This is a genomic window from Streptomyces sp. SBT349, from assembly GCF_001083795.1.
Taxonomy (GTDB): domain Bacteria; phylum Actinomycetota; class Actinomycetes; order Streptomycetales; family Streptomycetaceae; genus Streptomyces.
Genome location: NZ_LAVK01000002.1, coordinates 45,723 through 69,250 on the forward strand (window position 1 = coordinate 45,723; position 23,528 = coordinate 69,250).

Sequence of the window (23,528 nt, forward strand, 5' to 3'; positions counted from 1 at the left end):
GGTGGTCTCTCTCTCTTGTTTGGCGCGTGCGGCCCACCCTGTTACTTCAAGGATGGTTGAGGTCAAGCGGGAGGCGCCGTTGTCAGTGGTGAGCGGCAGGATGGGCGCCATGGCGCAACGAGACGCGGTGAAGGCGCCGCGACCACCGAACTTCACGCTGCCGGTGCTGAGCCCCTTCGGGGAGGAGCGGCTCGAACCCGAAGGGGACTACGACGGAGTCGAGTTCAGCGGGCTCGACCTGACCGGCGCGGCGGCGCCGGGGGCGCACTTCCTGGACTGCGCGCTGCGGCGGTGCGTGCTGGACGAGGCGGGGATGAAACGTGCCAGGCTCGCGGACACGCTGCTGGAGGAGGTGCGCGGCGTCGGGACGGCGCTGTCCGAGGCCCAGCTGCGGGACGTGGAGATCAGGGACGCCCGCCTGGGCGGCATACAGCTCGGCGGCGCCGCGCTGACCCGGGTCCGGTTCCAGGGCGGCAAGATCGACTATCTGAACCTGCGCCAGGCCAGGCTGACCGACGTCACCTTCAGCGGCTGCGTCCTGGTGGAGCCGGACTTCGGCGGGGCGCGGCTGGAGCGGGTCTCGTTCGAGGCGTGCGAACTGCGCGAGGCGGACCTGACGTCGGCGACCCTCCAGCACACCGACTTCCGCGGCGCCGCGCACCTGTCGTTCGCCCGCGGCATCGACCGCCTGGCGGGCGCGGTGATCACCCCCACCCAACTCCTCGACCTCGCCCCCCACTTCGCGGCTAGCATGGGGGTGCGGGTGGAGGATTGACCCTTTTCCGTCCCGGCCTCCGCCGGGCGACGGCGCGTAGGGTGCTCGGATGATCGGGGTACCGGAGTCGTTCGCGCGGAGCACGGTCGGGCGTGAAGGAGAGCCTGGGGCGGCGTGGCTCGCCGAACTTCCCGGGATCGTGGACGCGTTGCTGGAGCGCTGGCAGTGCGTGCCTGACGGGGAGGTCATGCACGGGGGTGTCGGGATCATCGTCCCCGTACGGCGGCGGGACGAGGAGGCGGCCGTGCTGAAGGTGTCGTTCCCGCACCCGGGCAATGTGTACGAGCCGGACGCGTTCGCGGCGTGGGGCGGGCGCGGGGCCGTCCTGCTGCGCGAGCGCGACGACGAGCGCTTCGCGATGCTGCTGGAGCGGGCGCGGACGTCGACGCTGGCGGAGGTCGAGGACGGCGACGAGGTGCTGGCCGTCGCGGGACGGATCAATCGCCGCCTGGCCGTCCCCGCGCCGCCCGGTCTGCCCCGGATGCGGGAGCGGGCCGACGTGTGGGAGGAGGAGCTCCGCAAGGATGCCGGGGAGTTGCCGCACACGCTGCCGCGCCGGGTGACGGCGGCCGCCGTGGCGACCGTCCGCGAGCTGGGCCGCACCCAGCCGGACACCCTCGTCCACGGCGACCTCCACCCGGGGAACATCCTGCGCGCCGACCGGGAGCCGTGGCTGGCCGTCGATCCCAAGGGATACGCGGGCGACCCGGCGTACGACGGTGGCACGCTGCTGAAGTCACGCGCGCTGACGTTCCTCGAAGCGGGCGACCTGCGCAAGGCCGTCCACCGCGCCGTGGAGATCTTCGCCGAGGCCGCGGAGGTCGATCGCGAACGCGCCCTGCGCTGGGCCCAGTTCCACGCCGTGCGGGCCGCGTTCTGGGGCCGCCGCCATGGCTTCCGTGTCGCCCGGGACGGGCCGCGGCTTGACCGGCTCACCGCGTTCGCGGACCGCCTGGCGGAGCTGCTCACGGAGCGCCCGTAGCGCCGCCCGACACGACGAGAGGCATCGGCCTTCATCCCTCGTCGTCGGCGGGTGCGGCCATCGAGGGGGAGAGGCCGACGAGGTGGGCGCTCTCGTTCCACAGGCGGTCGCAGCGGGTGGGATCGGTCAGGTGCGGTGCGATCGTGACCGGCTTGCGTCTCACGAAGAACCGGCCCGTCACGCCCTCGACCTCGGGGGACGACGCCAGCCACACCGGCGTGTCCGCCCCCGCGTCGGGCCCCCGCAGGAACGGGCTCAGCGCCGCGGCCAGAATCCGCAGCGTGCCGCGCGAACTCCGCACCAGCCCGGTCCCCTTGATGACGCCGGGGTGCACGCCGTTCACCGTGATCCGTGTGCCGTCGAGCCTGCGGGCGAGCCCGTTGACGAACATCGCGTTCATGTTCTTGGTGCGGCCGTAGCAGTCGAACGGCCGGAGGCTCGGGACGGGTCCCAGGCCGCGGCCGGTCGCGCAGTCCAGGTCGTCCAGATCGACCGGCATGCGCGCCAGCGCCCTCGGGGCCCCGCACACGACGACGAACCGGGCGGGCCGGTCGCCGAGGTGTCCGGCGAGGAGGCGCAGCAGGAGATAGGGGGCGAGGTGGTTGGTCGCCAGCGTCCGCTGGATGCCCTCCGCCGTGGTGTCGCCGACCTCCGCGATGACGGCCGCGTTGCTGACCACGACGTCCGGCGGGGCGTGGCGCGCCGTCAGGCGCCCGGCCAGGGCGCGGACGTCGGCGAGCAGGGAGAGGTCCGCGCGCTCCGACCGCAGATCCGCCTCCGGGACCGCCGCGGTGAGCCGTCGCCGCGCCGCGTCGAGCCGCTGGTCGCTGCGGCCGACCAGGACGACGGTCCTGCCGTCCGCCGCCAGGCGGCGCGCGATGGCCTCCCCGATGCCGCCCGTCCCTCCCGTCACCACCGCGGTGCTCGTCCGGTGCATGGAGGGCCGCCCTTCTCGCGCCGGGTTGACGACGTCAACGCTAGGTGGGGGCGGTTGACGACGTCAACCGCACACCTACGATGGCGGCATGGGAACGGGCACGCGAGAGGCGCTGATCGACGCGGCGGCGGGGCTGCTGGACGAGGGCGGCGTCGAGGCGGTGACGCTGCGCGAGGTCGGCCGCCGCGTGGGCGTGTCGCACAACGCCCCGTACCGGCACTTCGCCAGCAAGGAGACGCTGCTCGCCGCGGTGGCCGCGCGTGAGCTCGAACGGCGCGTCATGGTGCCCACGGAGAGAGGGGAGAGGCGGCGGTCACCCCAGGAGGAGCTGCGCACGGCCATGCACGGTTACCTCGCCTGGGCGCGCCACCACCCGGCGCGCTTCAAGCTGGTGTTCGGCGCGTGGTCGGTCGACTCGGAGGAGCTGGGCGCCGCCGCGCGGGCGGCGCAGGCCCGGTGGAACGGCGTCGTCGCCGCCGCCCAGGACGCCGGCGCGCTGCCCCCGGGCGACCCGGTCCGGTTCGCCTCGCTCGTGCGCGCGCTCGCGCACGGGGCCGCCGACCTCGCCTCCGCCGGGCACCTCGCGCCGGACGGCGCGGGGCACCTCATCGACGACCTGCTCGCCCACCTCCGCGGCGCGGCCGAGGTGGCCGAGGCGGGCTGACCGGCCGCCCAGGACGGCCGGGACCCCCCGACGCCGTGCGTCGGGAGGTCCCGGGTGGCCCTGAGGGCGAGAGTCGGCCGCGTCAGACGTTCACGCCGAAGTCCTGGGCGATGCCGGCCAGACCCGAGGCGTAACCCTGGCCGACCGCGCGGAACTTCCACTCCGCGCCGCTGCGGTAGAGCTCGCCGAAGACCATCGCCGTCTCGGTGGACGCGTCCTCGGTCAGGTCGTAGCGGGCGATCTCCGCGCCGCCCGCCTGGTTCAGCACACGGATGAACGCGTTCCGCACCTGGCCGAAGTTCTGGCCGCGGTTCTCGGCGTCGTGGATCGAGACCGGGAAGACGATCTTGTCGACCTCGGCCGGGAGACCGGCCAGGTTGACCTTGATCTGCTCGTCGTCGCCCTCGCCCTCACCCGTCAGGTTGTCCCCGGTGTGCTCGATGGCGCCGTCGGGCGTCTTCAGGTTGTTGTAGAAGATGAAGTGCTGGTCCGAGACGATCTTGCCACCCGAGTTCACCCCAAGGGCGCTCGCGTCCAGGTCGAAGTCGGCACCAGTGGTGCTGCGAACGTCCCAGCCCAGACCGACCGTGACGGCGGTCAGGCCCGGTGCCTCCTTGCTCAGCGAGACGTTGCCGCCCTTGGACAGGCTCACACCCATGTAGATCCCCTTATTCCATGTCGCTCAGGGTCGCCTTTGCGATGACGTTACTCTCACTGTCCCCAACGATGTCAGGGGGGAGGTGGGTTCCACGCGCGTTCGGGCGAAAAACCAGCGTGCGGGATGCGGCCGAGCGGGGGATCATGGAACGCATGTCCGGGCCCTACGTCATTCGCGGCGCGGTCTCCCTGCCGGAGGCCGAGCTCCGCTGGCGTTTCTCCCGGTCCTCCGGCCCCGGCGGCCAGCACGTCAACACCAGCGACACGCAGGCCGAGGTCAGCTTCGACCTCGCCGCCACCCGCTCCCTCCCCGACGTGTGGAAGGAACGCGCCCTCGACCGGCTCGCCGGGCGGCTGCATGACGGGGTGCTGACGGTGCGGGCGAGCGAGCACCGCTCCCAGTGGCGCAACCGCGAGACGGCCGCGCGGCGGATGGCCGGGGTGCTGGCCGAGGCGTCCGCGCCCCCGCCCCGCCCGCGCAAGGCCCGCCGCACGCCACGCGGAGTCACGGAGCGCCGCCTCGCCGACAAGCGCCGCCGCGCCGATCTGAAGCGTGGCCGCTCGGGCCGGGACAGCTGGGACTGACGGGCCCGCTACCCCAGCCGCCGGTAGGAGCCGCGGTAGTAGAGCAGGGGTCCCTCGCCGGTCGCCGGGACGGTGGCCGCCAGGACGCGGGCGATCAGCAGCGTGTGGTCCCCGGCCTCGACCCGTTGCTCGGTTCTGCACTCCACGGTCGCCAGCGCGCCGGTCACCAGCGGCGCCCCCGTGATCTCGCCGAGGGTGTGCGGGAGGTCCTGGAACAGGAGCCGGTCGGACAGCCGCCCCGCCATCGCGAACCGGCCCGCCGTCGTGCGGCCCTCCTCGCCGAGCAGCGACGCGGCCCACAGCGGCTGGCGCTCCAGCACCTCGTCCATCCGCGAGCCGGTCCGCACGCTCACCAGCACCAGCGGCGGGTCGAGCGACACGGACAGGAAGGCGGTCGCCGTCATCCCGGCCGCCGCGCCGCGCGGGCCGTCCTCCTCGTCGTGGGCGGTCACCAGTACGACCCCGGCCGCGAGCCGGGCCAGGGCGCCGCGGAACTCCTCCTCGCTCACCCCTTCAGGATGCGGGACGGGCTGGTGCTGCTGCACAGGTAGGGACACGGCCCACACGCTAACTCCCGTTGCCCGTGCGGTGCATCGGCCCAGGGAACCAGAGCGGGGGCCCCGGTCGTCCTACATCCCGCGACCGAGCACATCCGTACTGTGACATGAATCACACAAGGCAACTAATTGCTGACCCTGTGTACCTAGCGGGCAGCTCCCTGTGATTCAGTGGCCTGTGTATCTGCACGTGCATTTCGCGCCCGGGGGAGTGATGGAAACGGAGACGGAGCCCTATGTGCGCCTCGCCTCACTGCGGGAGCTGCACCAGGTCGTCGCTCAGCTGAACACCGCTCGCAGCATGGCGGACACCCTCCAGACGATCGCGGACGGCGCGGTCGCCGCGCTCGGCTTCGAGCTCGCCGCCGTCAACCTCGTCAGACCGGACGGGGATCTGCTGGTGGCGGCCGTCGCGGGCAACGACAACGCGGAGGCCGCCCTGGCGGGGCGCACCGGCTCGCGCGAGTCCTGGGAGCGGCGCCTGGGCATGGGCGAGCACTGGGGCGAGCTGCGTTTCATCCCCTATACCGAGGGCTGGGTCCTCGACCACGACGACGTGCCGCAGTGGCACATCACCGGGCCCGCGCCCCGTTACCCCGACGAGTGGCACCCGATGGACCGGCTGTTCGCGCCGATGCACGCCTCGGACGGCGAGCTGCTCGCCGTTCTGGAGGTGGACCGCCCGCGCAACGGCCGCCGCCCCGGGCCCTGGGGATGCGAGGCGCTCCAGCTCTACGCCTCCCAGGCCGCCATAGCCATCAGCAACGCCCGCCTGCGCGGCAACATGCAGCGGGCGCTCGTGCGCCTGGAACGGGAGCAGCAGGCGCTGCGGGCCAGCGAGGAGAGCTTCCGCCAGGCGTTCGAGTACGCGCCGAGCGGCATGGCCATCGCCGAGGTGGGCGGCGAGACCAACGGGCGGCTGATCAAGGTCAACGACGCGCTGTGCCGGCTGCTCGGCCGCCCCGGCGCCGTGCTGCGCCGCTACAGCTTCGCCGACCTCGTCCACCCGGAGGACACCGGCGTCCTGCTGCGCACCTCGGCCGAGGGCGGCCGCGCCGAGCTGCGCCTCGCGAGGCGCGACGGCTCCTATGTCTGGGTCTCCCTGCGGAACTCGGTGGTCGCCGACGTCGCCGACGGGCCGCAGGTGCAGCTCACGCACGTCGAGGACATCGAGGAGCGCAAGCGGCACGAGCTGGCCCTCGCGCACCGCGCGAGCCACGACTCGCTGACCGGGCTGCCCAACAGCGCGGAGCTGAAGGCCAGACTCGGCGGCCGGATCTGCGAACGGTCCGCGGCCTCCGACCGGCCGGGACCCGTGGGCGTCCACGGCATGCAGGGCGTGCACGGGATGCGGGACGGGATGCGGGGTGGCGACGCGTTCGAGGGCCTGGGCACGCCGAGGCGGCGCCTGCACGATCACCACGAGCACGTGCACGCGCCCGACGCGCCGGGCGGGGATGGCAAGGGGCTGGCCGTTCTCTTCTGCGATCTGGACGGATTCAAGTCAATCAACGACCGTTTCGGCCATGTTTGCGGCGATGCGGTCCTCATCGAGGTCGCCCGGCGGCTGGAGCAGGGCGTCCGGGACAACGACACCGTCGCGCGGCTCGGCGGCGACGAGTTCGTCGTCCTGGCCGAGGGCCTCGGCCCGTCCGAGGCGTCCGACCTGGCGGTCCGCCTGCGCAACGGCATCATCCCCCCCATCAGGGTGGAGGGCCGCGCGGTCCGGGTCGGCGCCAGCTTCGGCATCGGCTGGGCCGCCTGCGGCATGACGACCGAGGAGATCCTCGAATCCGCCGACCAGCGCATGTATGTCGAGAAGCGCTCCAGGTCGCAGGGCAAGCGCCGGGTGGGCTGAGACCGCCGGGGCGCGAAGGGTCCGGGGCCTTCCCCCGAAAGGGGTAGGCTCGCGCGGAGACATGGTGGGGGAAAGAAGCGGTAGCTAAGGAGCGGAAGCCGATGAGCGCGGGGCACACCGGCGGCAGGGGCACGCCCGACGAGGGCGACGACCCGTTCGGATACCTCTATCGACCGGAGGCCGGGCAGCCGCAGCCGCAAGCGGCCCCGCGGCAGCCCTCCTACCATCAGGTCCGCCCGGTGGGGGAGCGGACGTTCGGCGGGCAGCAGGGGTACCGCCAGCCGCAGACGCAGACACACCAGGCCCAGCAGGGCCACCCGTCCCGTCAGCCCCACCAGCAGAGTCCCGACGCGTACTACGCGGCGCCCGAGACCCAGCCGGGCGGCCCGCCGTACTCGGGCCCGCCCGACCGCCGCCGGCAGGACTCCGAGCCCCGGCGCAACGGGCTGCTGATCGGCGCCATCGCCGTCGTCCTGGCCGTGGTGGTGGGCGTCGGCGCGGCGATCATCTTCAGCAGCGGAGGCGAGGACGGCTCCGAGGCGGGCGGCGACCCGTCGGCGTCGGCGACCGAGGACAGCGGGGACGACGGAGGGAACGGCGACCCGGGGGACGAGCCCACGGACGAGCAGACCGAGCCCGAGGGCCTGCCCGCCGCCACCATCACCGACGTGCAACTGGGCGGCGGCATCACGTTCGCCTCGGACGTCCCCGGCGCCGAGACGGAGAACGGCGCCTACATCGCCGTCGGCGGCACGCAGAACTCCACGGTCACCTGGACGTTCGACTTCGAGGGCGAGCCCGGTCAGTACCGCCTCTACACCGGCTACGCCGCGATCGCGGACGGTCAGACCATGGCGTTCTCGGTCAACAACACCCCCCGCGAGGACCCGGTCGAGCTGCGGGACTACAACGGCGGCGAGAGCGCCTGGGAGTCCAGCTGGTTCGAGACGTACAACATCGTCGAGCTGGCCGAGGGTTCGAACACGGTGCAGTTCACCTGCACCGCCCAGTGCGACGTCCTCATCAACAAGCTGGAGATCCGCGAGAACCGCGACCAGTGACCCCGGCCGGGCCCCTGCTCGGGCCCGCCCCCGGGTCCCGGTCGGCGCTCGCCGTCAGCCGCCGAGCACCCGCAGGAAACGCTCGGCCACGGCCGTCATCGCGGCCCGCCCCGCGGCCAGATACGGCCGGGGGTCGGCGCCGCCGGGATCCGCCGCCAGCCGTTCGCGGACGGCGGCGGTCATGGCCGCGTTGAGCGCCGTCCCCACGTTGATCTTGGTGAGCCCGGCCGCCACCCCCCGCCGCAGCTCCCCGTCCGGCACCCCGGACGAGCCGTGCAGCACCAGCGGGACCCCGACGGCCGCCCGCAGCCTGCCTATCAGCGCGTGGTCGAGCGCCGCGGTCCTCTCCGTCATCGCGTGGCTGGAGCCCACCGCGACGGCCAGCGCGTCCACGCCGGTCTCGGCGACGAACGCCACCGCCTCCTCCGGATCCGTCCGCACCCCCGGCGCGTGCGCGTCGCCCGGCTTGCCGCCGATCCGGCCCAGCTCCGCCTCCACCAGCAGCCCGTGGCGGTGCCCGAAGCGCGCCGCCTCCGCCGTCGCCGCCACATTGGCCGCGTAGGGCAGCCGCGAGCCGTCGAACATGGCCGAGCCGAAGCCCGCCGCCGGAGCCTCGTGCAGAAGCGCCTCGTCCGTCACATGGTCCAGGTGCAGCCCCAGCGGAACGGGTGCCTCCCGCGCCAGCGCGACCAGCGCGGCGGCCAGCGGGGCGAGGCGCCCGCCGTGGTGGGCCACCGCGTTCTGCGAGACGGCGAGCACGGCGGGCGCCCCGGCCGCCGCCGCTCCCGCCGCCACCGCCTGGGCGTGTTCGAGGGTGATCACATTGAACGCCGCCAGCGCGCGCCCCTCGGCGCGCGCCTCGGCCAGCAGCCTCGCGCCGGGCGCAAGCGTCACGGGCGCACCAGCCACTCGCCCTTGCGGAGCACGCCGGTCACCTCGAACGCCTCGTCGAGCACCACCAGGTCGGCGTCCTTGCCCTCCTCGATCGAGCCGACCCGGTCGCCCAGGCCGAGCAGCCGCGCCGGCGTCGAGCACAGCGCCGCCACCGCCTCGGTCACCCGCAGCCCGTCCACCGTGACCGCCCGCCGGAACGCCCGGTCCAGGGTGAGCGTCGAGCCCGCGATGGCGCCCCCCTCCGTCAGCCGCGCCACGCCGTCCCTCACCTCGACCTCCATGGGGCCCAACGGGTAGAGCCCGTCGCCCATCCCGGCCGCGCCCATGGCGTCCGTGATGAACGCGACCCGGTCCGCGCCCGCCCGCCGGAACGCGAGCCCCAGCACGGACGGGTGCAGATGGGTGCCGTCGTTGACCAGCTCGACGGTGACCCGTTCGTCCTCCAGCAGCGCCGCCACCGGCCCCGGGGCGCGGTGGCCGAGCTGCGGCATCGCGTTGAACAGGTGCGTCGCCACGGTCGCGCCCGCCTCGACGGCGTCCACCACCGTCTCGTAGGGCGCGTCCGTGTGGCCCACCGCCGCGATCACCCCGGCGTCCCGCAGCAGCCGCACCGAGTCGATGCCCCCCGGCAGTTCGGGCGCGAGCGTCACCATGCGCGCCGTGCCGCGCGCCGCGTCGATCAGCTTGCGCACCTCGGCCGGGTCGGGGTCGCGCAGCAGCGCGGGCTCGTGCGCGCCGCAGCGCTGCGGCGAGATGAACGGGCCCTCGAAGTGGATCCCGGCCAGCTCGCCCTGCTCGGCCAGTTCGGAGAGCACGCCCGCCTGCCCGGCCAAATCGCCGAGGTCGCCGGTGACCGTGGAGGCGACCATGGTGGTCGTGCCGTGCGCCCGGTGGGTCGCGATGACCCGCATCGCCTGATCCGCCGTGCCCGCGGAGAACGAGGCGCCGCCCCCGCCGTGGACGTGGATGTCGACGAAGCCGGGCAGCACCCAGTGGCCGGTCAGGTCGACGACCTCGGCGTGGTCGGGCTCCTCCCGGCGCCCGGCGGCGATGCGTCCGTCCTCGACCGTCACCCGGCCGCCGTCCACGACCCCGGTGGGCCGCACCACCTTCGCGCCGGTGAGCACGGTGCGCTTCATCACGGGGAAACCTCCGCTGACATGGGGAGCTTGCAGTGGTCCCAGGCGAGGAGTCCCGCGCCCAGGCAGCCGGCGGCGTCGCCGAGCGCCGCCGGAACGATCGTGGGGAGCGGCTGGAAGGTGGCCTTGGCGGCGAGCGCCACGCGCAGGGGCGCGAGCAGTGTCTCGCCCGCCTCGGCGAGCCCGCCGCCCACGATCACCGCCCCCGGGTCGAGCAGGCTGACGGCGGTCAGCAGGCCGTCGGCCAGGCCGTCCACCGCCTCCCGCCACAGCGACTCGGCGCGCGGATCGCCCGCGACGACGGCCCGCGCGGCGTCGGCGGCGGTCGCGCCCGGCGTTGCCGAGGCCGCCGCCCAGGCCCGGCCGATGGCCGCGGCCGAGGCCACGGTCTCCAGGCAGCCCTGCTGCCCGCACCCGCAGCGCGTGCCCCCGGGGCGCACGACGACGTGTCCGATCTCCCCCGCACCTCCGTGCGCCCCCGGATCGACGGCGCCCCCGATGCCGATGGCCCCGGCGATCCCGGTCCCCAGCGCGATGAACAGGAAACGCTCCTGTCCCGCGCCGGCGCCCAGGCGCCCCTCCGCGAGCCCTCCGGCGCGCACGTCGTGGCCGAGCCCCACCGGGATGCCGTCGAGCCGTTCGCTCACCAGCCGCCGCAGCGGCAGATCGCGCCAGCCGAGGTTCGCCGAGTAGACGGCGACCCCGGCCCGCTCGTCCACGATGCCGGGCACCGCCACCCCCGCGGCGGACGGCGGGCGGCCGAAGCGGGCCAGGCCCGTTCCGTACAACTCGGCCGCGAAGTCCAGGACCCCGGCGGTCACGGCCGCCTGGTCGCCCGAGCCGCTGGTGGCGCGGCGGACCTGGTACAGCGGTTCGTTGTCCTGGCCGGTGAGGGCGCCCTTGAGCACGGTGCCGCCCACATCAAGGGCGATGACGTAACGTTCCTGGTCCTCGTGCATCATCACAGGCGCAAGTCTCGCCCCAGACGGGGGAACAGGTCTAGTCCACTACACGGTCGGCTCCGACAGGATCACCGAACGCGTCAGGTTCCGCGGCCGGTCGGCGTCCAGGCCACGCGCCCCCGCCACCGCCACCGCGAGGCGCTGGGCGAGCACGAGACGCGCCATCGGATCGATGCCCGCGCCCGGCGCGAACACCGCGCCCGCGCGCCTCACCTCCGCGTCGAGCCCCTGGGGCGCGTCACCGAACACCCACACCACGCGCCCGGCCGCCGCGATGGAGACGGGCCCGTGCCGGTACTCCATCGACGGGTACGCCTCCGTCCACGCCCCCGCCGACTCGCGCATCTTCAACGCCGCCTCCTGCGCCAGGCCGTAGCACCAGCCCCGGCCGAGGAACGTCCACTGCTCCGCCTCCACGACCGCCTCGGGCAGCGCCTTCTCCAGGGCCGCCTCCGCCTCCCCGGCCGCTCGCGTCACCGCGGCCTCACCGCCGGGCAGCCCGGCCCGCAGCAGCGCGAGCGCCGTCGTCGCGAACCGGGTCTGCACCACCGACGTCTCGTCCGCGTAGTCCAGCACCGCCACGTGCGGCGCCGACCGCAGCACCGGCGAGGACGGATCCGCGGTCAGCGCCACCAGCGGCGTCCCGGGGCCCGCCACGCGCAACGCGCCCAGCAGATCGAGGACTTCGGTCGTGGTCCCGGACCGCGTGATCGCCACCACCCGGTCGTACGCCCGCCCGGCGGGGAACTCCGAGGCGGCGAACGCGTCCGTGTTTCCCTCGCCCGCGGCCTCGCGCAGCGCCGCGTACGCCTGCGCCATGAACCACGAGGTGCCGCAGCCGGTGACCGCCACCCGCTCGCCCCGCCGGGGCAGCGCGGCGGCGAAGTCGGCGTGGTCGCGGACGGCCCGCAGCCAGCACTCCGGCTGGGTGGCGAGCTCGGCGGCGGTGCGGGAGCCCCGGGACGGGTCGGATGCCGGTGGGACGGCGGGCACGGTGGGAGACATGAGGCGCAGCCTAGACTTTCCGGGTGACCGGCGAGGAGGGCGACCAGCGCGATCAGCGGGATCAGCGCGAGGAGCCCGGGGAACGCGAGGAGCGCGACGCGTCCGAGGAGGGACTGTCCGAACGGGACAGGGCCGTCCTCGCGGTCGAACGCGCCTCCTGGCCCGGCCCCGGCGCCAAGGAGCGCGCGATCAGGGAACGCCTCGGCATGTCGCCCACCCGGTACTACCAACTGCTCAACGCACTGCTTGACGACCCCCGGGCCCTCGCCCACGACCCCGTCACCGTGAACCGCCTCAGAAGGGTCCGCGCATCCCGCCGTCGCCGCCGGTAGGGTCATGTACATGGGCAGCCTTCCCGTACCCACGACGGACGCCGGCCGCGCCGGACTCGCCGCACTCCTCGACCAGCCGGAACGGGCGCTGATCGCCCTGGACTTCGACGGCACGCTCGCCCCCATCGTCGACGACCCCGAGCGCTCCCGCCCTCACCCCGACGCCGTCCCGGCCCTGGCGCGCGTCGCCGGCCGGGTCGCGGTCGTCGCCGTCATCACCGGCCGCCCCGCCCAGGTCGCGGCGCGCCTCGGCGGCTTCGACGGCCACCCCGAGCTGGCCGGGCTCACCGTCCTCGGCGCCTATGGCGCGGAGCGGTGGGACGCCGCCACCGGAGAGCTCCACACCCCGCCCCCGCACGCGGGAGTCGCCGCCGCCCGCGCCGAACTCCCGGCCCTGACAGCGGACTCGGGCGCGTTCATCGAGGACAAGGGCAACGCCCTCGCCGTCCACACCCGCCGCGCCCCCGACCCCGCGGGCGCGCTCGCCGCCCTCCGCGAGCCGCTGGCCGCGCTGGCCGCGGCGCACGGACTGGCGCTCGAACCGGGCCGCCTCGTCCTCGAACTCCGCCCGCCCGGCATGGACAAGGGCGCCGCGCTGACCGCCCTGGCCCGGGAGACGGACGCCGCCTCCGTGCTCTACGGCGGCGACGACCTGGGCGACCTTCCGGCGTTCGAGGCCGTGGCCGCGCTCCGCGAGACGGGGGTGGCGGGCCTGCGAGTGTGCAGCGGCAGCGCGGAGGTGGCGGAGCTGAGCTCGGCGACCGACCTGACCGTCGACGGCCCTCACGGCATCGCCGCGCTCCTGACCACCCTCGCCGACCACTTCGCCTGACCACCGCTCGCCCGACCACCGCGGCCCCCGGCCGGGGTCATCCCGCCGCGGTCCCCCGGCCGCGGCCCCCCGGCCGCGGTCACTCCGTCGCGATCGCCCGCAGCACGTTCATCCGGCCCGCCCGGAACGCCGGCACGATCGCCGCCACCAGGCCCACCACCGCGGACCCCACGAACACCGCCCCGATCGTGCCCCACGGCACCTCCAGCACCTCGAACCCCTCCAGCGCCAGCACCCGCTGCGCGGCGGCCCCCCACCCGAGCCCCAGCCCGAGTCCGAGCAGCGCGCCGAACAGCGCGATCACCACCGATTCGAGCCGCACCATCCGCCGCAGCTGCCGCCGCGACAGGCCGATCGCCCGCATGAGGCCGATCTCCCTGGTCCGTTCGATCACCGACAGCGCCAGCGTGTTCACCACGCCCAGGATCGCCACGATGATCGCCAGCGCCAGCAGCGCGTACACGATGTTCAGCAGCATCCCGATCTCGTCCTCCAGCGACTGCTTGTAGTCCGCCTGGTCCGAGACGTCGTACTGCGGGAACGGCGCCAGGTTCGCCTTCAGCGCCTCGTAGGCCGCGTCCTTCTGCCCCTCCTCGGCTTGCGCGAACATCACCGAGTTCAACGGCATCCGCTCCTCCGGCAGGTGCGCCCGCGCCGTGTCCATCGCCATGTACATCGCGCCCTGGTCGAGCAGCGTGTCCTCCGAGGTGATCGCCCCCAGCGTCATCTCGACCCCCGAGTCCCCGCCCACGAACCGCGCGGTCAGCACATCGCCCACCGCGAGGCCGTGCTCCTCGGCGAACGTCTCGCCCACCGACAGCCGGTCCGGCTCGTACGCCGCCGCCAGCTCGCCCGACACCGTCCGCGCCCGCAGGTCCTGCGCGTACGTCGGGTCCGCCGCGATCATCTCCTCCGTGGTCGACGCGCCGTCCGCCGTCGTCAGCTCCACCTGCACGCCCGTGTAGTCCGTCACATGGGCCAGACCCGGCGTCGAACGCACCGCCTCCGCCGCCTCGGGCGTGATCGGCTGCCCCGACGTGTCCACGATGAAGTCCGCCCCCACCGAACGGTCCAGCTCGTCCGAGGCCGACGCCACCACCGACGTGCTGACCACCGAGAGCGATCCGACCAGCGCCAGCCCGATCATCAGCGCCCCCGCCGTCGCCCCGGTCCGCCGCGGGTTGCGCCGCGCGTTCCGCCCGGCCATCCGGCCCACCGAGCCGAACGCCCGCAGCACGATCGCGCTGAGCACCCGCACCACGCCCGCCGCGAGCAGCGGCCCGACGACCACCGCGCCGACCAGCGTCAGCAGCAGCCCGAGCGCCAGGTACAGCGACCCGTCGGACGCCTCCTCCGAGGCCGCCGCCGCGACCAGCGCCGCTCCGCCCGTGACCGTCAGCAGCAGCCCGAGGACCGCCCTGACGCGTCCGGCCGCGCCGTCGCCCGGCGTGCCCGCGTCCCGCAGCGCCGCCATCGGCGACACCTTGCTCGCCCGGCGCGCCGGCAGCCACGCCGCCACCACCGTGGCCACCACGCCCACCAGGATCCCCGCCACCGGCGTGCTCGCCGCGACCGTCAGATCCGAGGTGCTCATCGTGATGCCCGCCGAGTCCATCAGCTTCATCAGCCCCACGGCCAGCCCCACGCCCGCGCCGACGCCCACCACGGAGCCCACCACGCCGAGCAGCAGCGCCTCCGTCAGCACCGACCGGTTGACCTGGCGGCGGCTCGCGCCCACCGCACGCATCAGCCCGATCTCGCGCGTCCGCTGCGCGACCAGCATCGAGAACGTGTTGACGATGAGGAAGATGCCCACCAGCACCGCGATGCCGGCGAAGCCGAGCATCGCGTACCGCATCACGTCGAGGAACCCGCCCACGTCGTCCTGCATCGCGGCCTCGTTGTCGGCGCGCGTGTCGATGTCGTGGTCGGCGCCGATCCCGGCCGCGATCCGCTCCCCGAGCTCCGCGTCGGCGACCCCGTCCACCGCCATCGCGTTCACGCCGGTGATCAGGTCGGGCGAGCCGAGCAGCGCCGTCCGCGCCGCCTCCGGTTCGAGCAGGATGTGCGGCGCGCCCGGGTTGGTGGTGCGGAACGCGGCCAGCCCCGTCACGGTCACCTCGTGCGTGCCCGTCACCGAGATGATCCGCAGCTCGTCGCCGATCGCGACGTCCGCCCGTTCCGCGGTGTCCACGTCGAGGAGCGCCTCGCCTGGCCCGCCCGGCTCCCGCCCCGAGGCCAGGTCCATCGAACGCTGCATGTCCGGGCCCCAGCCGGTGCCGATGGTCGGGGCGCCGTTCGACGAGGACACGCTCTCGCCCTCGCCGTCCACCACCGTGATCGAGGTGTCGAACACCACGCCCTCGGCCGACGCGACCCCCTCGACCGCCCTGACCTCCTCCACCAGCGAGGCGGGCAGCGTCTCCGCGCGCCCGGTCTCCTGCGCGTCCTCCTCCTCGGGCGGCCCGACGGTCACATCCGCCGAGGTCGACCCGAAGAACTTGTCGAACGTCGTGTTCAGCGTGTCGGTGAACACCAGCGTCCCGCAGACGAACGCCACCGACAGCACGATCGCCACGCCGGAGAGCAGCATCCGCCCCTTGTGGGACAGGAAGCTCCGCAGGGATGTCTTGAACACGGTCATGACACACGGCCCCTGGCGTCGAAGCGGCGCATCCGGTCCAGGACCAGGTCCGCGGTCGGCTGCCACATGTCGTCCACCACGCGCCCGTCCGCCAGATACAGCACACGGTCGGCGTGGGCGGCGGCGACGGGGTCGTGGGTGACCATGACGATGGTCTGGCCGAGGTCGTCGACGGAGCGGCGCAGGAAGCCGAGGACTTCGGCGCCGGCGCGGGAGTCGAGGTTGCCGGTGGGTTCGTCGCCGAAGATGATCGCGGGCCGGGCGGCGAGGGCGCGGGCGACGGCGACGCGCTGCTGCTGGCCGCCGGAGAGCTGGCCCGGTCGGTGCTTGAGGCGGTCGCCCAGGCCGACGGTGGTGACCACGCGCTCCAGCCACTCCTTGTCCGGCTTGCGGCCGGCGATGTCCATGGGGAGGGTGATGTTCTCCAGGGCGTTGAGGGTGGGGAGCAGATTGAACGCCTGGAAGATGAAGCCGATGCTGTCGCGCCGCAGCTTGGTGAGCTTCTTGTCCTTCAGCCCGGTGATCTCGGTCTCGCCGACCCATATCCGCCCGCTGGTGACCGTGTCCAGACCGGCCAGGCAGTGCATCAGCGTCGACTTCCCCGACCCCGAAGGCCCCATGATCGCCGTGAAACCACCGCGCTCGATGTCCACGGTCACGTTGTCCAGGGCGAGGACCTGCGTCTCGCCCGCGCCGTACGCTTTCACGACACCCTCGGCCCGTGCGGCTACGGCTGTGTGCCCTCCGCTGCCCCCGGTCGTCGGATTCACTACAGCCGTCGTCACGTCGTCTCCTCGTATCCTGCGATGCTCGAATCGTGCATGTGTGCCCCTCGGCCCCAAAGACTACGGACCCCCCACCGCCGCCTCGTCGCCCCGGAGGACGAACCGGAGGTAGGAGGAAAGTCGCACGAGCCCCTAGGGGATCCTCCCGGAGCACGGCCGCGCCCTCCGGGGAGGGCGACCCCTCGGGGGCCCGCCGCGCGAACCGCCGGGCGCGGTGCGGCAGGTGGGGGCCTCCGCGGGGAGAGCGGAACCGCAGGCAGACGGTAATCTGAACCATCCCGCGCGGGACGCACCGCGCGCCCCGGGCGATCGCCCGCCCTCGCCGTCACTCTCACCGTCATTCTCGCTGTCAGCTTCACCGTCACCCTCACCGTCAACCGCCCCTCAATCACCAGGAGATGCTCAGTCGATGGGAAGCGCTGTGCCTCGCGCGGTCGTGCTCGCGGACTCCGACAGCCGGTGGAAGTGGGCGGCGCTGGTCGCACGGCAGCTCGCCCCGAAGCACGCGCTCGACGCCCGTTTCCTCCAGACCAGCACCACCCCGACCGAGCGGCAGATCGCCGAGGCCGGCGTCGTTCCCGACACCAGCAAGGTCGTCGGATACGGCGAGCTCCTCGACGACCCGGCGCTCGCCGAGGCCGACCTCGTGGTGCTCGGCACCATCGGCGGCACGGCGCTCGCGCTCATCCACAGCCTGGGGATGGCCTGGGACGGCGGCTCCCGGCGGCCGGTGGTCGTCTCCGGCTACGTCGGCGTCGTCTACGAGAACCTGGTGGACGGCCTGCTGCTGCGCGTCGGCTCGGACATGGTCCTGGCCAACAGCCCGCACGACGCCACGCTGTTCCGCGAGATCTACCGCGGCGTCGGCGCCGACCCGTACACCGTGGTCGAGGCCGGGCTCCCGTTCCTCGGCGGCCAGCGGTACGACCCGTCCGCGGTCGGCCGGGGAGACCGCCGGTTCACCGTCTGCTTCGCCGTGCAGCCGACCGTTCCCGCCGGGCGCGCGGCCAGGGCCGGGATGCTCGACAAGCTCCAGCGCCACGCCAGGCGCCACCCCGACCGCGACGTGCTGCTCAAGCTGCGCACGCGCGACGGCGAGACGACCAGCCGCCTGGAGCGTTACCCCTACCGGACGCTCTTCGAGGAGCTGCCGGACCCGCCGCCCAATCTCACGGTGGCGCACGGCGCCATGGGCGATGTCCTGGACCGCACCGACCTGCTGGTCACGGTGAGTTCGACGGCCGCCATGGAGTCCATCCACCGCGGCATCCCGACGGCGATCCTGACCGACTACGGCATACGCGAGGCCCACGGCAACCACTTCTTCGCCGCGTCCGGCGCGCTCGCCTCCTGGGTCCAGCTCGACGAGGGCCTGGTACCGCGTGCCTCCGCGTCCTGGGCCACGGCCCACGGACTCGGCGGGGGCGACGCGTTCACGGCGGCGCGCGCCCAGTTCGCGCAGCTCCGTTCCCGCGTCACCCTGCCGCGGATGCGCCCCTTCTACACCCAGCAGAACGCGTCCGAGTACCTGGAGTCGCTCCTCAGCCGCCACGGCCTGGGCCTGAGCGGACGCCCCCTGCCCTCGGCCCTGCCCGCGAGCCCCACCGCGGTGCGCAAACTGATCCAGCGCGGGGCGGGCGGCCTCTACCGGGTGGGCCGCCGGCGGGTCGCCCCCGTCATCCGCCGCCTGGCCCAGGCTGACACCGCCGACCCGGCCCGCTTAAGATGATCGATCGACCCACCCGATCGCCCAGGGGAGTGGCCCCGTGAAGCGCCGCACATCAGCACTGTCCGTCTCCACCGCCGCCCTGCTCGCGATCGCGGCCCCCCTGCTGACCGGCTGCTCGACCGGCGCCCATCCGGGTGCCGCGGCCGTCGTCGGGGACGAGAAGATCACGCTCTCCTCGGTCCAGTCGCAGGTCGAGACCGTTCGCGACGCCCAGCGGGCCCAGCCGGAGGGTGACCAGCTCGTCGCGGCCACCCCCGCCCTGGCCCGGGACACGGTGGCGTTCCTGGTCTACCTCGAGGTGCTGGACCGCGCCGCCGACGAGATCGGCGTCGACGTGAACCGCCGCGACATCCAGGAGGCCCGCGCCAACGCCGAGATGAACGTGGGCGGCCCCGAGGAGCTGGAGCAGGCGCTGCTGCGCCAGCCGAACAGCACGCCGCTCGCCGGTGACGCGCAGATCGACCGCATGCTGCGCGGGCAGCTGCTCTTCCAGGGCATCGCCCAGCGGATCGGCGTGACGCCGGACGGGCAGGGCCTGGACGAGATGGCGCGCCTGATGGTCGACACCGCCGAGGAGGTCGGCGTCGACGTGAACCCGCGCTACGGCGAGTGGGACGCCGAGCAGCTGACGCTGGTGGACGCCCCCACCCCCTGGCTGCGCGCCGAGGCCCCCGAGACGCCCGAGCTGCCCGCTACGCTCGACGGGTGACCTCAGGCCGCATCATCCTGCTCACCACCACCCACCGGGTGGCGCCGGGGCTGCTGTCCTGGCCCGCCTGGGAGGCGCTGCACGGCGCGGACCTGGTGCTGTGCCGCGACCCCGCGCACCCGCAGCTGCCGTATGTCGAGGAGGCGGGCGTCGCCGTGGAGACGGCGGCGACGTCGGCCACGGCTCCGGCGCTGCTCGGTGACGCGGCGGCGCTGGTCGCGGCGTGCGAGGGCGGGCGAACGGTCGTGGTGCTGGCCGGCGCGGAGGGCGAGCCGGCGCTCACGGACGGTCTGGCGCGGATCGCCGGTTCGGGGCGCGTGACGGCCCTGCCCGAACTGGAGCTGCTGCCCGGCTCCTACGACCTGCCGGGGGCGCGCCTGCTGGACCTGGTGCAGGTGATGGACCGGATCCGCGCCGCGTGCCCGTGGGCGTCGCCGCGCACCCACGCCGACCTGGCGCCTTACGGCATCGAGGAGATGTACGAGCTGGTCGAGGCCATCGAGGCGGGCGACCGGGACGAGCTGCGCGAGGAGCTGGGCGACGTGCTGCTCCAGGTCGTCTTCCACGCGCGGATCGCGGAGGACGACGCGGAGGAGCCGTTCGACATCGACGATGTGGCGGGCGGCATCGTGACCAAGCTCGTCCACCGCCACCCGCACGTCTTCGGCGACGAGCGGGCGGAGACGGCGGAGGACGTCAAGGAGCTGTGGCGGCGCGCCAAGGCCGCGGAGAAGCGCCGCGGCTCGGTGACGGACGGCGTTCCCCTCGGCCAGCCGGGGCTGGCCCTGGCCGCCAAGCTGGCGGGCCGCGCCAGGGCGGCGGGCTTGGACGTTCCGCTGCCGGACCCGGGGTCGGGCGTCGGCTACCGCCTGCTGGCCCTGGCGGCGGAGGCGGAGGCGGCGGGCATCGACGCCGAGACGTCCCTGCGCACCGCGGCCCGCGCCTACCGCGAGGCGATCCGCTCCGCGGAGGGCCGCTCCCCGGAGCAGCGGCCCGCCGCGCGGGGCGAGGCCGCCGGCCAGGTCTGAGGGACCGGGCGGGTCAGGCGGGTCAGGCGGTGAAGCCTCCGTCCACATGGACGGAGGTGCCGGTCAGGGAGCGGGCGGCGGGCGACGCGAGGTGGTGGGCGGTCGCCGCGATGTCCTCGGGCGTGGCGTAGGCGCCCAGCGCCGTGAAGGCGCGGATCGTGTCGGCGCTCGGGCCGTCGGCCGGGTTGCTGTCGGTGTCGGTGGGGCCGGGGACGAGGAGGTTCACCGTGATGCCCCGGGGGCCGAGGTCGCGGGCCAGGCCCTTGGTCATCCCCTCCAGCGCCGACTTGCTCAGCGCGTAGAGCGCGAACCCGGGGAAGGCCGTCCGGGTGGCGACGTTGCTCCCGATGCTGATGATCCGGCCGTCCTCCGTCATGTGGCGTGCGGCGGCGCGCGAGGCGAGGTAGGGCGTGCGGACGTTGACGGCCAGCGTGTGGTCGAACGCCTCGCGCCCCAGCTCCTCCGGCGGGCCGACGGTGAACGCGCCCGCGTTGTTCACCAGGATGTCCAGGCGGCCGAACGAGGCCGCCGCCTCCTCCACCGCGGCCACCGTCGCCTCCGGGTCGGCCGCGTCGGCGCGGATCGCGAGCGCCCGGCCGCCCGCGGCCTTGATCCGTTCGACCACGGTCGCGGCGGCGTCCTCGTTCTCCAGGTAGGTCAGGGCGACGTCCGCCCCGGCGGCGGCGAGGCGGACCGCCACCGCCGCGCCGATGCCCCTGCTGCCGCCCGTGACCAGGGCGGCCTTGCCCGCCAGCGAGGTGCCGGTGTCGTCGGGCGCGCGGTGCGCCCGGTGCGTGTTCTCCATGCGGGACAGCCTCGTCCGGCCCGGCCGCGAACGCTGGCGGAAAACGGTCGTCACGTTCCACCGGGCCGGAGTCCGCCGGACCGGAGTCCGCCGGGCCGCAGTCCGCCCGGGTCAGAGTCCGTCGGGCGCCACCAGGCGGTGCGGCGCCGCGCCGGTCAGGAGCGTGGCCAGTCCGCTGACCACGTCGGGGCCCAGGTACCAGTCGCCGGTGTGGTCGACGCAGTACAGCCGCCCCTCGCGGTCGATCGCCACCAGCGCCGTGCCGCCCCCCTCCTCGCCCAGCGGGCAGAGCTGGGTGTCGAGGGCGCGGCCGAGGTCGCCGAGCGTGCGGGCCCAGTGCAGGCCGCGCAGCGGGTCGATGACGATCCGCGTCGCGGCGTACTCGCGCCCGGGGCCGGTGGGCCCGAGCGTCAGGCCGCCCAGTTCGGCCCAGGTCTCGAACGCCGCGGGGAAGAGCGCGTGGGGGTGGCCCTGCGGGGAACGGTGGCCGCTGAGGGCGTCGGCCCACCGCTCCGCCTCGGCCGCGTGCAGGCGGCCGGGCTGCCAGCCCGCCGCGGCCAGCGCCTGGTCGACGGTGCCGACCGACCAGGGCCCGCCGGTGGCCAGCGTGTCCGAGCCGCCCGCCGCCGGCGGGGGCCCCGCGCTGATGGACCGCACGCCGAGCCTGGCGAGGAGTACCGCGCACGAGCGGCAGTGGGGGGCGTACTCGCCGTGCTGGGGATCACCGTCCTCACGGATGTGCCGGGTGGTGATTCCGGCGTCGTGGAGCGCGGCCCTCGCCTCGTCCGGGGTGCGCGCCCCCGCGTCGGCGAGGCCCCGGGAGAGGAGGGCGGGCTCGGGGCAGCGGCCGAGGTGGCGTTCGCGCTGGGCCGTGCCGAGCGAGGCGAGGATGTCAGCGACGACCGGGTGGAGGTCGGGTGCGGTGGCGGCGCGGCTCGCGGTGCCGGTCAGCGCCTGGGCGCTGGCGGGCAGCGAGAGCGCGGCGGCGGTGGTCGGCAGGATGCCGTCGCGGCGTCGCACGAGCACGGGAGGCACGGGCCCGGCGCCCCGATGCTGACGGGGATCGCCCGGCGGCTGGCCGTGGGTATCCGATATCACGTGGACGATCGTGCCACCGACAGGCTCACCCCATAGGCTGTGCGGCGACAGCGTGACGTAATAGCAGGGGGCACACCGCCATGACGACAGGTCGGCTCGGACAGCAGGCCGCGCCACCGAACCGGGCCTATGCCGGACAGACCGTGCAATTCCCCGACCCGGTGCGGGCGGCTCGCTATCCGCAGGGAGTCCGCGTCGACGCGGACGGTTACCCCGACTTCTCGCCGTATGCGAGAGCCGCCGCGGAGATCGCCGAGCCGCCGGAGGGTTTCGGCGTCGACGAACTCCGCCTGACCGACTACGTGTCGGCCAACGCCGCGCTGCATGCCTCGGGACACGAGCTCTGGGCCGACCTGCCCCCCGTCGCCACCCCGCACGGCTGGACCTGGCACCACGTCGCCGGATCGCGGCGCCTCGAACTGGTGCCGGTCGAGGTCAAGGCGCTGCTGCGCCACCACGGCGGCCTGGCGACCACGGCCGTCGACCAGAACAAGCGCGGCACCCGGCCGCTGGCCGAGACCAGGCCGGTGCACTTCCGCGTTCCGCACCAGGTCGCCGTCGGTGACGACCGGGTCCGTGCCGCCGAGGACAAGCTGGGGTACCGGCTGCCCGAGGCGTACCGCTCGTTCCTCAAGGCGGCGGGCGGCTGCGCGGCGGCCGGGGTGGCGCTGGACGCGGAGCTGGGCCTGCTGATCGACCAGCCGTTCTTCACGCTGCGCGAGGAGGCCGCGGTCAACGACCTCGTGTACATCAACAAGTGCCTGCGGGATCACCTCACCAAGGACTACCTGGGCGTCGCGTTCGTCCAGGGCGGCATCCTGGCGGTGAGGGTGAAGGGCGAGGACACCGGCTCGGTGTGGATGTGCCCGTACGACGACGCCAGGGACCGCGACGGGCTGGCCGTCACCCAGCGGGTCGCGGAGCTGCTGCTCCCCTGCGGCGCCGACTTCGACGACTTCCTGCTGCGGCTGGCGGGCAATCCGCCCGAGCTGGACACGGTGGCCAATCTGATGGTGGACGGCGGGTTCGCGAACGCCGTCCCGGTGGAGGGGTGAACGCGCCATGGTGACGTTCGCACAGGCGCAGGAGCGCGCCGAGCGCTGGGTGAACGGTCCGGGTCCCGACGCCCCGGCCCGCGAGGTGCGGGTGCGGGAGTTCGACCTGGGCTTCGTCGCCTGGGGCGAGGACCCGGGCGGCGGCGGGACCGGCGGGAAGCTGGTGATCGCCAGGGACAGCGGGGACACCACGCTGTGGCCCGCCCTGCCGGTGGGCGATGTGATCCGGCGGTACGAGGAGGCGTACGGCCAGGCCGCCTCCGCGCCCGCGCCGGCGGCGCCCGCCGAGCCGATCGACCTCAACGCGACGTCGTTCCTGCTGACGCCGCCCGACTGGCTCCAGGAGGCCGCGGACCGGGCCGGGATCCCGGACCAGCGCTCGGGCCCGGGCGCCGCGCCCTCGCCGCAGCAGCCGCAGCCGTCCCAGCCCTCCCC

The 23,528-nt window shown here is 74.3% G+C and carries 23 protein-coding genes and 2 pseudogenes; 13 read left to right on the forward strand and 12 right to left on the reverse strand.

Going from position 1 to position 23,528, the window contains the following annotated elements:
* The first annotated feature begins 109 nt into the window (after positions 1–109).
* Positions 110–775, forward strand: coding sequence for a pentapeptide repeat-containing protein (locus ADY01_RS00540; RefSeq protein WP_049563953.1), 666 nt, complete (start codon positions 110–112; stop codon positions 773–775).
* Between the two features lie 49 nt (positions 776–824).
* Complete coding sequence (locus ADY01_RS00545) at positions 825–1,757, forward strand: aminoglycoside phosphotransferase family protein (RefSeq protein WP_049563955.1); 933 nt, start codon at positions 825–827, stop codon at positions 1,755–1,757.
* A 31-nt stretch (positions 1,758–1,788) separates the two neighbouring features.
* Here ADY01_RS00545 and ADY01_RS00550 read toward each other — a convergent pair whose 3' ends face one another.
* Positions 1,789–2,694, reverse strand: a complete 906-nt coding sequence (locus tag ADY01_RS00550; protein ID WP_049563957.1) for an SDR family NAD(P)-dependent oxidoreductase — start codon at positions 2,692–2,694, stop codon at positions 1,789–1,791.
* A gap of 88 nt (positions 2,695–2,782) precedes the next feature.
* Here ADY01_RS00550 and ADY01_RS00555 point away from each other — a divergent pair, with 88 nt between their 5' ends.
* On the forward strand, positions 2,783–3,358 hold the full coding sequence (locus tag ADY01_RS00555) for a TetR/AcrR family transcriptional regulator (protein WP_049563959.1): 576 nt from the start codon (positions 2,783–2,785) through the stop codon (positions 3,356–3,358).
* Positions 3,359–3,440: 82 nt separating this feature from the next.
* Here ADY01_RS00555 and ADY01_RS00560 read toward each other — a convergent pair whose 3' ends face one another.
* On the reverse strand, positions 3,441–4,016 hold the full coding sequence (locus ADY01_RS00560; protein WP_049563961.1) for a TerD family protein: 576 nt from the start codon (positions 4,014–4,016) through the stop codon (positions 3,441–3,443).
* 152 nt (positions 4,017–4,168) lie between these two features.
* On the opposite strand from ADY01_RS00560, the gene arfB reads away from it, so the two are divergent.
* On the forward strand, positions 4,169–4,600 hold the full coding sequence (arfB, locus tag ADY01_RS00565; protein ID WP_199826131.1) for an alternative ribosome rescue aminoacyl-tRNA hydrolase ArfB: 432 nt from the start codon (positions 4,169–4,171) through the stop codon (positions 4,598–4,600).
* Positions 4,601–4,608: 8 nt separating this feature from the next.
* On the opposite strand, the gene ADY01_RS00570 is transcribed toward arfB, so the two are convergent.
* Positions 4,609–5,157, reverse strand: a complete 549-nt coding sequence (locus ADY01_RS00570; RefSeq protein WP_234319970.1) for a flavin reductase family protein — start codon at positions 5,155–5,157, stop codon at positions 4,609–4,611.
* Positions 5,158–5,371: 214 nt separating this feature from the next.
* Here ADY01_RS00570 and cdgB point away from each other — a divergent pair, with 214 nt between their 5' ends.
* Entirely contained in the window at positions 5,372–7,015 is a 1,644-nt protein-coding gene (cdgB, locus tag ADY01_RS00575) for a diguanylate cyclase CdgB (protein ID WP_049563965.1), read from the forward strand.
* A 101-nt stretch (positions 7,016–7,116) separates the two neighbouring features.
* On the forward strand, positions 7,117–8,076 hold the full coding sequence (locus ADY01_RS00580; protein ID WP_049563967.1) for a hypothetical protein: 960 nt from the start codon (positions 7,117–7,119) through the stop codon (positions 8,074–8,076).
* A gap of 54 nt (positions 8,077–8,130) precedes the next feature.
* Here ADY01_RS00580 and ADY01_RS00585 read toward each other — a convergent pair whose 3' ends face one another.
* Genes ADY01_RS00585 through ADY01_RS00600 form a run of 4 tightly spaced genes read right to left on the reverse strand, consistent with a single transcriptional unit; the run spans position 8,131 to position 12,076 of the window.
* A complete protein-coding gene (locus ADY01_RS00585) occupies positions 8,131–8,970 on the reverse strand; it encodes a class II fructose-bisphosphate aldolase (protein WP_049563970.1) in 840 nt (279 codons plus the stop codon).
* Positions 8,967–10,109 (reverse strand): N-acetylglucosamine-6-phosphate deacetylase, encoded by a 1,143-nt coding sequence (gene nagA, locus ADY01_RS00590; protein WP_107081592.1) that lies wholly within the window; start codon positions 10,107–10,109, stop codon positions 8,967–8,969. Before nagA ends, ADY01_RS00585 begins: the two co-directional genes overlap by 4 nt.
* Entirely contained in the window at positions 10,109–11,071 is a 963-nt protein-coding gene (locus ADY01_RS00595; RefSeq protein ID WP_234319972.1) for an ROK family protein, read from the reverse strand. Before ADY01_RS00595 ends, nagA begins: the two co-directional genes overlap by 1 nt.
* A gap of 45 nt (positions 11,072–11,116) precedes the next feature.
* Positions 11,117–12,076 (reverse strand): SIS domain-containing protein, encoded by a 960-nt coding sequence (locus ADY01_RS00600; RefSeq protein WP_049563973.1) that lies wholly within the window; start codon positions 12,074–12,076, stop codon positions 11,117–11,119.
* Between the two features lie 113 nt (positions 12,077–12,189).
* Here ADY01_RS00600 and ADY01_RS00605 point away from each other — a divergent pair, with 113 nt between their 5' ends.
* A complete protein-coding gene (locus ADY01_RS00605; protein WP_049564015.1) occupies positions 12,190–12,408 on the forward strand; it encodes a DUF3263 domain-containing protein in 219 nt (72 codons plus the stop codon).
* Positions 12,409–12,418: 10 nt separating this feature from the next.
* Positions 12,419–13,240 (forward strand): trehalose-phosphatase, encoded by an 822-nt coding sequence (otsB, locus tag ADY01_RS00610; protein ID WP_049564017.1) that lies wholly within the window; start codon positions 12,419–12,421, stop codon positions 13,238–13,240.
* Between the two features lie 79 nt (positions 13,241–13,319).
* Here otsB and ADY01_RS00615 read toward each other — a convergent pair whose 3' ends face one another.
* Positions 13,320–15,884, reverse strand: coding sequence for an ABC transporter permease (locus ADY01_RS00615; RefSeq protein WP_049563976.1), 2,565 nt, complete (start codon positions 15,882–15,884; stop codon positions 13,320–13,322).
* Entirely contained in the window at positions 15,881–16,669 is a 789-nt protein-coding gene (locus ADY01_RS00620; protein ID WP_049563977.1) for an ABC transporter ATP-binding protein, read from the reverse strand. Before ADY01_RS00620 ends, ADY01_RS00615 begins: the two co-directional genes overlap by 4 nt.
* Positions 16,670–17,078: 409 nt before the next feature.
* Here ADY01_RS00620 and ADY01_RS00625 point away from each other — a divergent pair, with 409 nt between their 5' ends.
* The 3 genes from ADY01_RS00625 to ADY01_RS00635 are packed head-to-tail and all read left to right on the forward strand — an operon-like array spanning position 17,079 to position 20,135.
* Positions 17,079–18,398: a DUF6716 putative glycosyltransferase gene (locus ADY01_RS00625; protein WP_049563979.1), complete on the forward strand. Its 1,320-nt coding sequence runs from the start codon at positions 17,079–17,081 to the stop codon at positions 18,396–18,398.
* A 37-nt stretch (positions 18,399–18,435) separates the two neighbouring features.
* Positions 18,436–19,107 carry a SurA N-terminal domain-containing protein gene (locus tag ADY01_RS00630; protein ID WP_049563982.1) on the forward strand — a complete coding sequence of 224 codons (672 nt, stop codon included), beginning with the start codon at positions 18,436–18,438 and terminating at the stop codon, positions 19,105–19,107.
* Positions 19,104–20,135 (forward strand): nucleoside triphosphate pyrophosphohydrolase, encoded by a 1,032-nt coding sequence (locus tag ADY01_RS00635; protein ID WP_049563984.1) that lies wholly within the window; start codon positions 19,104–19,106, stop codon positions 20,133–20,135. The genes ADY01_RS00630 and ADY01_RS00635 overlap by 4 nt, the downstream gene beginning before the upstream one ends.
* Positions 20,136–20,157: 22 nt before the next feature.
* Here ADY01_RS00635 and ADY01_RS00640 read toward each other — a convergent pair whose 3' ends face one another.
* The 3 genes and pseudogenes from ADY01_RS00640 to ADY01_RS41460 form a co-directional block, all read right to left on the reverse strand.
* Entirely contained in the window at positions 20,158–20,940 is a 783-nt protein-coding gene (locus tag ADY01_RS00640; protein WP_049563985.1) for an SDR family NAD(P)-dependent oxidoreductase, read from the reverse strand.
* 111 nt (positions 20,941–21,051) lie between these two features.
* Positions 21,052–21,546 (reverse strand): SUKH-3 domain-containing protein, encoded by a 495-nt coding sequence (locus ADY01_RS40135; RefSeq protein WP_049564019.1) that lies wholly within the window; start codon positions 21,544–21,546, stop codon positions 21,052–21,054.
* Positions 21,547–21,609: 63 nt separating this feature from the next.
* Positions 21,610–22,155 (reverse strand): annotated as a pseudogene (locus ADY01_RS41460) (YwqJ-related putative deaminase); the annotation flags it as partial.
* Here ADY01_RS41460 and ADY01_RS00650 point away from each other — a divergent pair.
* Both ADY01_RS00650 and ADY01_RS00655 read left to right on the forward strand, forming a co-directional pair.
* Entirely contained in the window at positions 22,119–23,093 is a 975-nt protein-coding gene (locus ADY01_RS00650) for an SMI1/KNR4 family protein (protein WP_049563988.1), read from the forward strand. The pseudogene ADY01_RS41460 and the gene ADY01_RS00650 overlap by 37 nt on opposite strands.
* A 7-nt stretch (positions 23,094–23,100) precedes the next feature.
* Positions 23,101–23,528 (forward strand): annotated as a pseudogene (locus ADY01_RS00655) (hypothetical protein); the annotation flags it as partial.

Excerpts from the sequence above, each read along its gene's own strand:
- ADY01_RS00540 (WP_049563953.1), top strand. The coding sequence starts at position 110 with ATGGCGCAACGAGACGCGGTGAAGGCGCCGCGACCACCGAACTTCACG.
- ADY01_RS00545 (WP_049563955.1), top strand. The coding sequence starts at position 825 with ATGATCGGGGTACCGGAGTCGTTCGCGCGGAGCACGGTCGGGCGTGAA.
- ADY01_RS00550 (WP_049563957.1), bottom strand. The coding sequence starts at position 2,694 with ATGCACCGGACGAGCACCGCGGTGGTGACGGGAGGGACGGGCGGCATC.
- ADY01_RS00555 (WP_049563959.1), top strand. The coding sequence starts at position 2,783 with ATGGGAACGGGCACGCGAGAGGCGCTGATCGACGCGGCGGCGGGGCTG.
- ADY01_RS00560 (WP_049563961.1), bottom strand. The coding sequence starts at position 4,016 with ATGGGTGTGAGCCTGTCCAAGGGCGGCAACGTCTCGCTGAGCAAGGAG.
- arfB (WP_199826131.1), top strand. The coding sequence starts at position 4,169 with ATGTCCGGGCCCTACGTCATTCGCGGCGCGGTCTCCCTGCCGGAGGCC.
- cdgB (WP_049563965.1), top strand. The coding sequence starts at position 5,372 with ATGGAAACGGAGACGGAGCCCTATGTGCGCCTCGCCTCACTGCGGGAG.
- ADY01_RS00580 (WP_049563967.1), top strand. The coding sequence starts at position 7,117 with ATGAGCGCGGGGCACACCGGCGGCAGGGGCACGCCCGACGAGGGCGAC.
- nagA (WP_107081592.1), bottom strand. The coding sequence starts at position 10,109 with ATGAAGCGCACCGTGCTCACCGGCGCGAAGGTGGTGCGGCCCACCGGG.
- ADY01_RS00595 (WP_234319972.1), bottom strand. The coding sequence starts at position 11,071 with ATGATGCACGAGGACCAGGAACGTTACGTCATCGCCCTTGATGTGGGC.
- ADY01_RS00600 (WP_049563973.1), bottom strand. The coding sequence starts at position 12,076 with ATGTCTCCCACCGTGCCCGCCGTCCCACCGGCATCCGACCCGTCCCGG.
- otsB (WP_049564017.1), top strand. The coding sequence starts at position 12,419 with ATGGGCAGCCTTCCCGTACCCACGACGGACGCCGGCCGCGCCGGACTC.
- ADY01_RS00615 (WP_049563976.1), bottom strand. The coding sequence starts at position 15,884 with ATGACCGTGTTCAAGACATCCCTGCGGAGCTTCCTGTCCCACAAGGGG.
- ADY01_RS00625 (WP_049563979.1), top strand. The coding sequence starts at position 17,079 with ATGGGAAGCGCTGTGCCTCGCGCGGTCGTGCTCGCGGACTCCGACAGC.
- ADY01_RS00640 (WP_049563985.1), bottom strand. The coding sequence starts at position 20,940 with ATGGAGAACACGCACCGGGCGCACCGCGCGCCCGACGACACCGGCACC.
- ADY01_RS00650 (WP_049563988.1), top strand. The coding sequence starts at position 22,119 with ATGACGACAGGTCGGCTCGGACAGCAGGCCGCGCCACCGAACCGGGCC.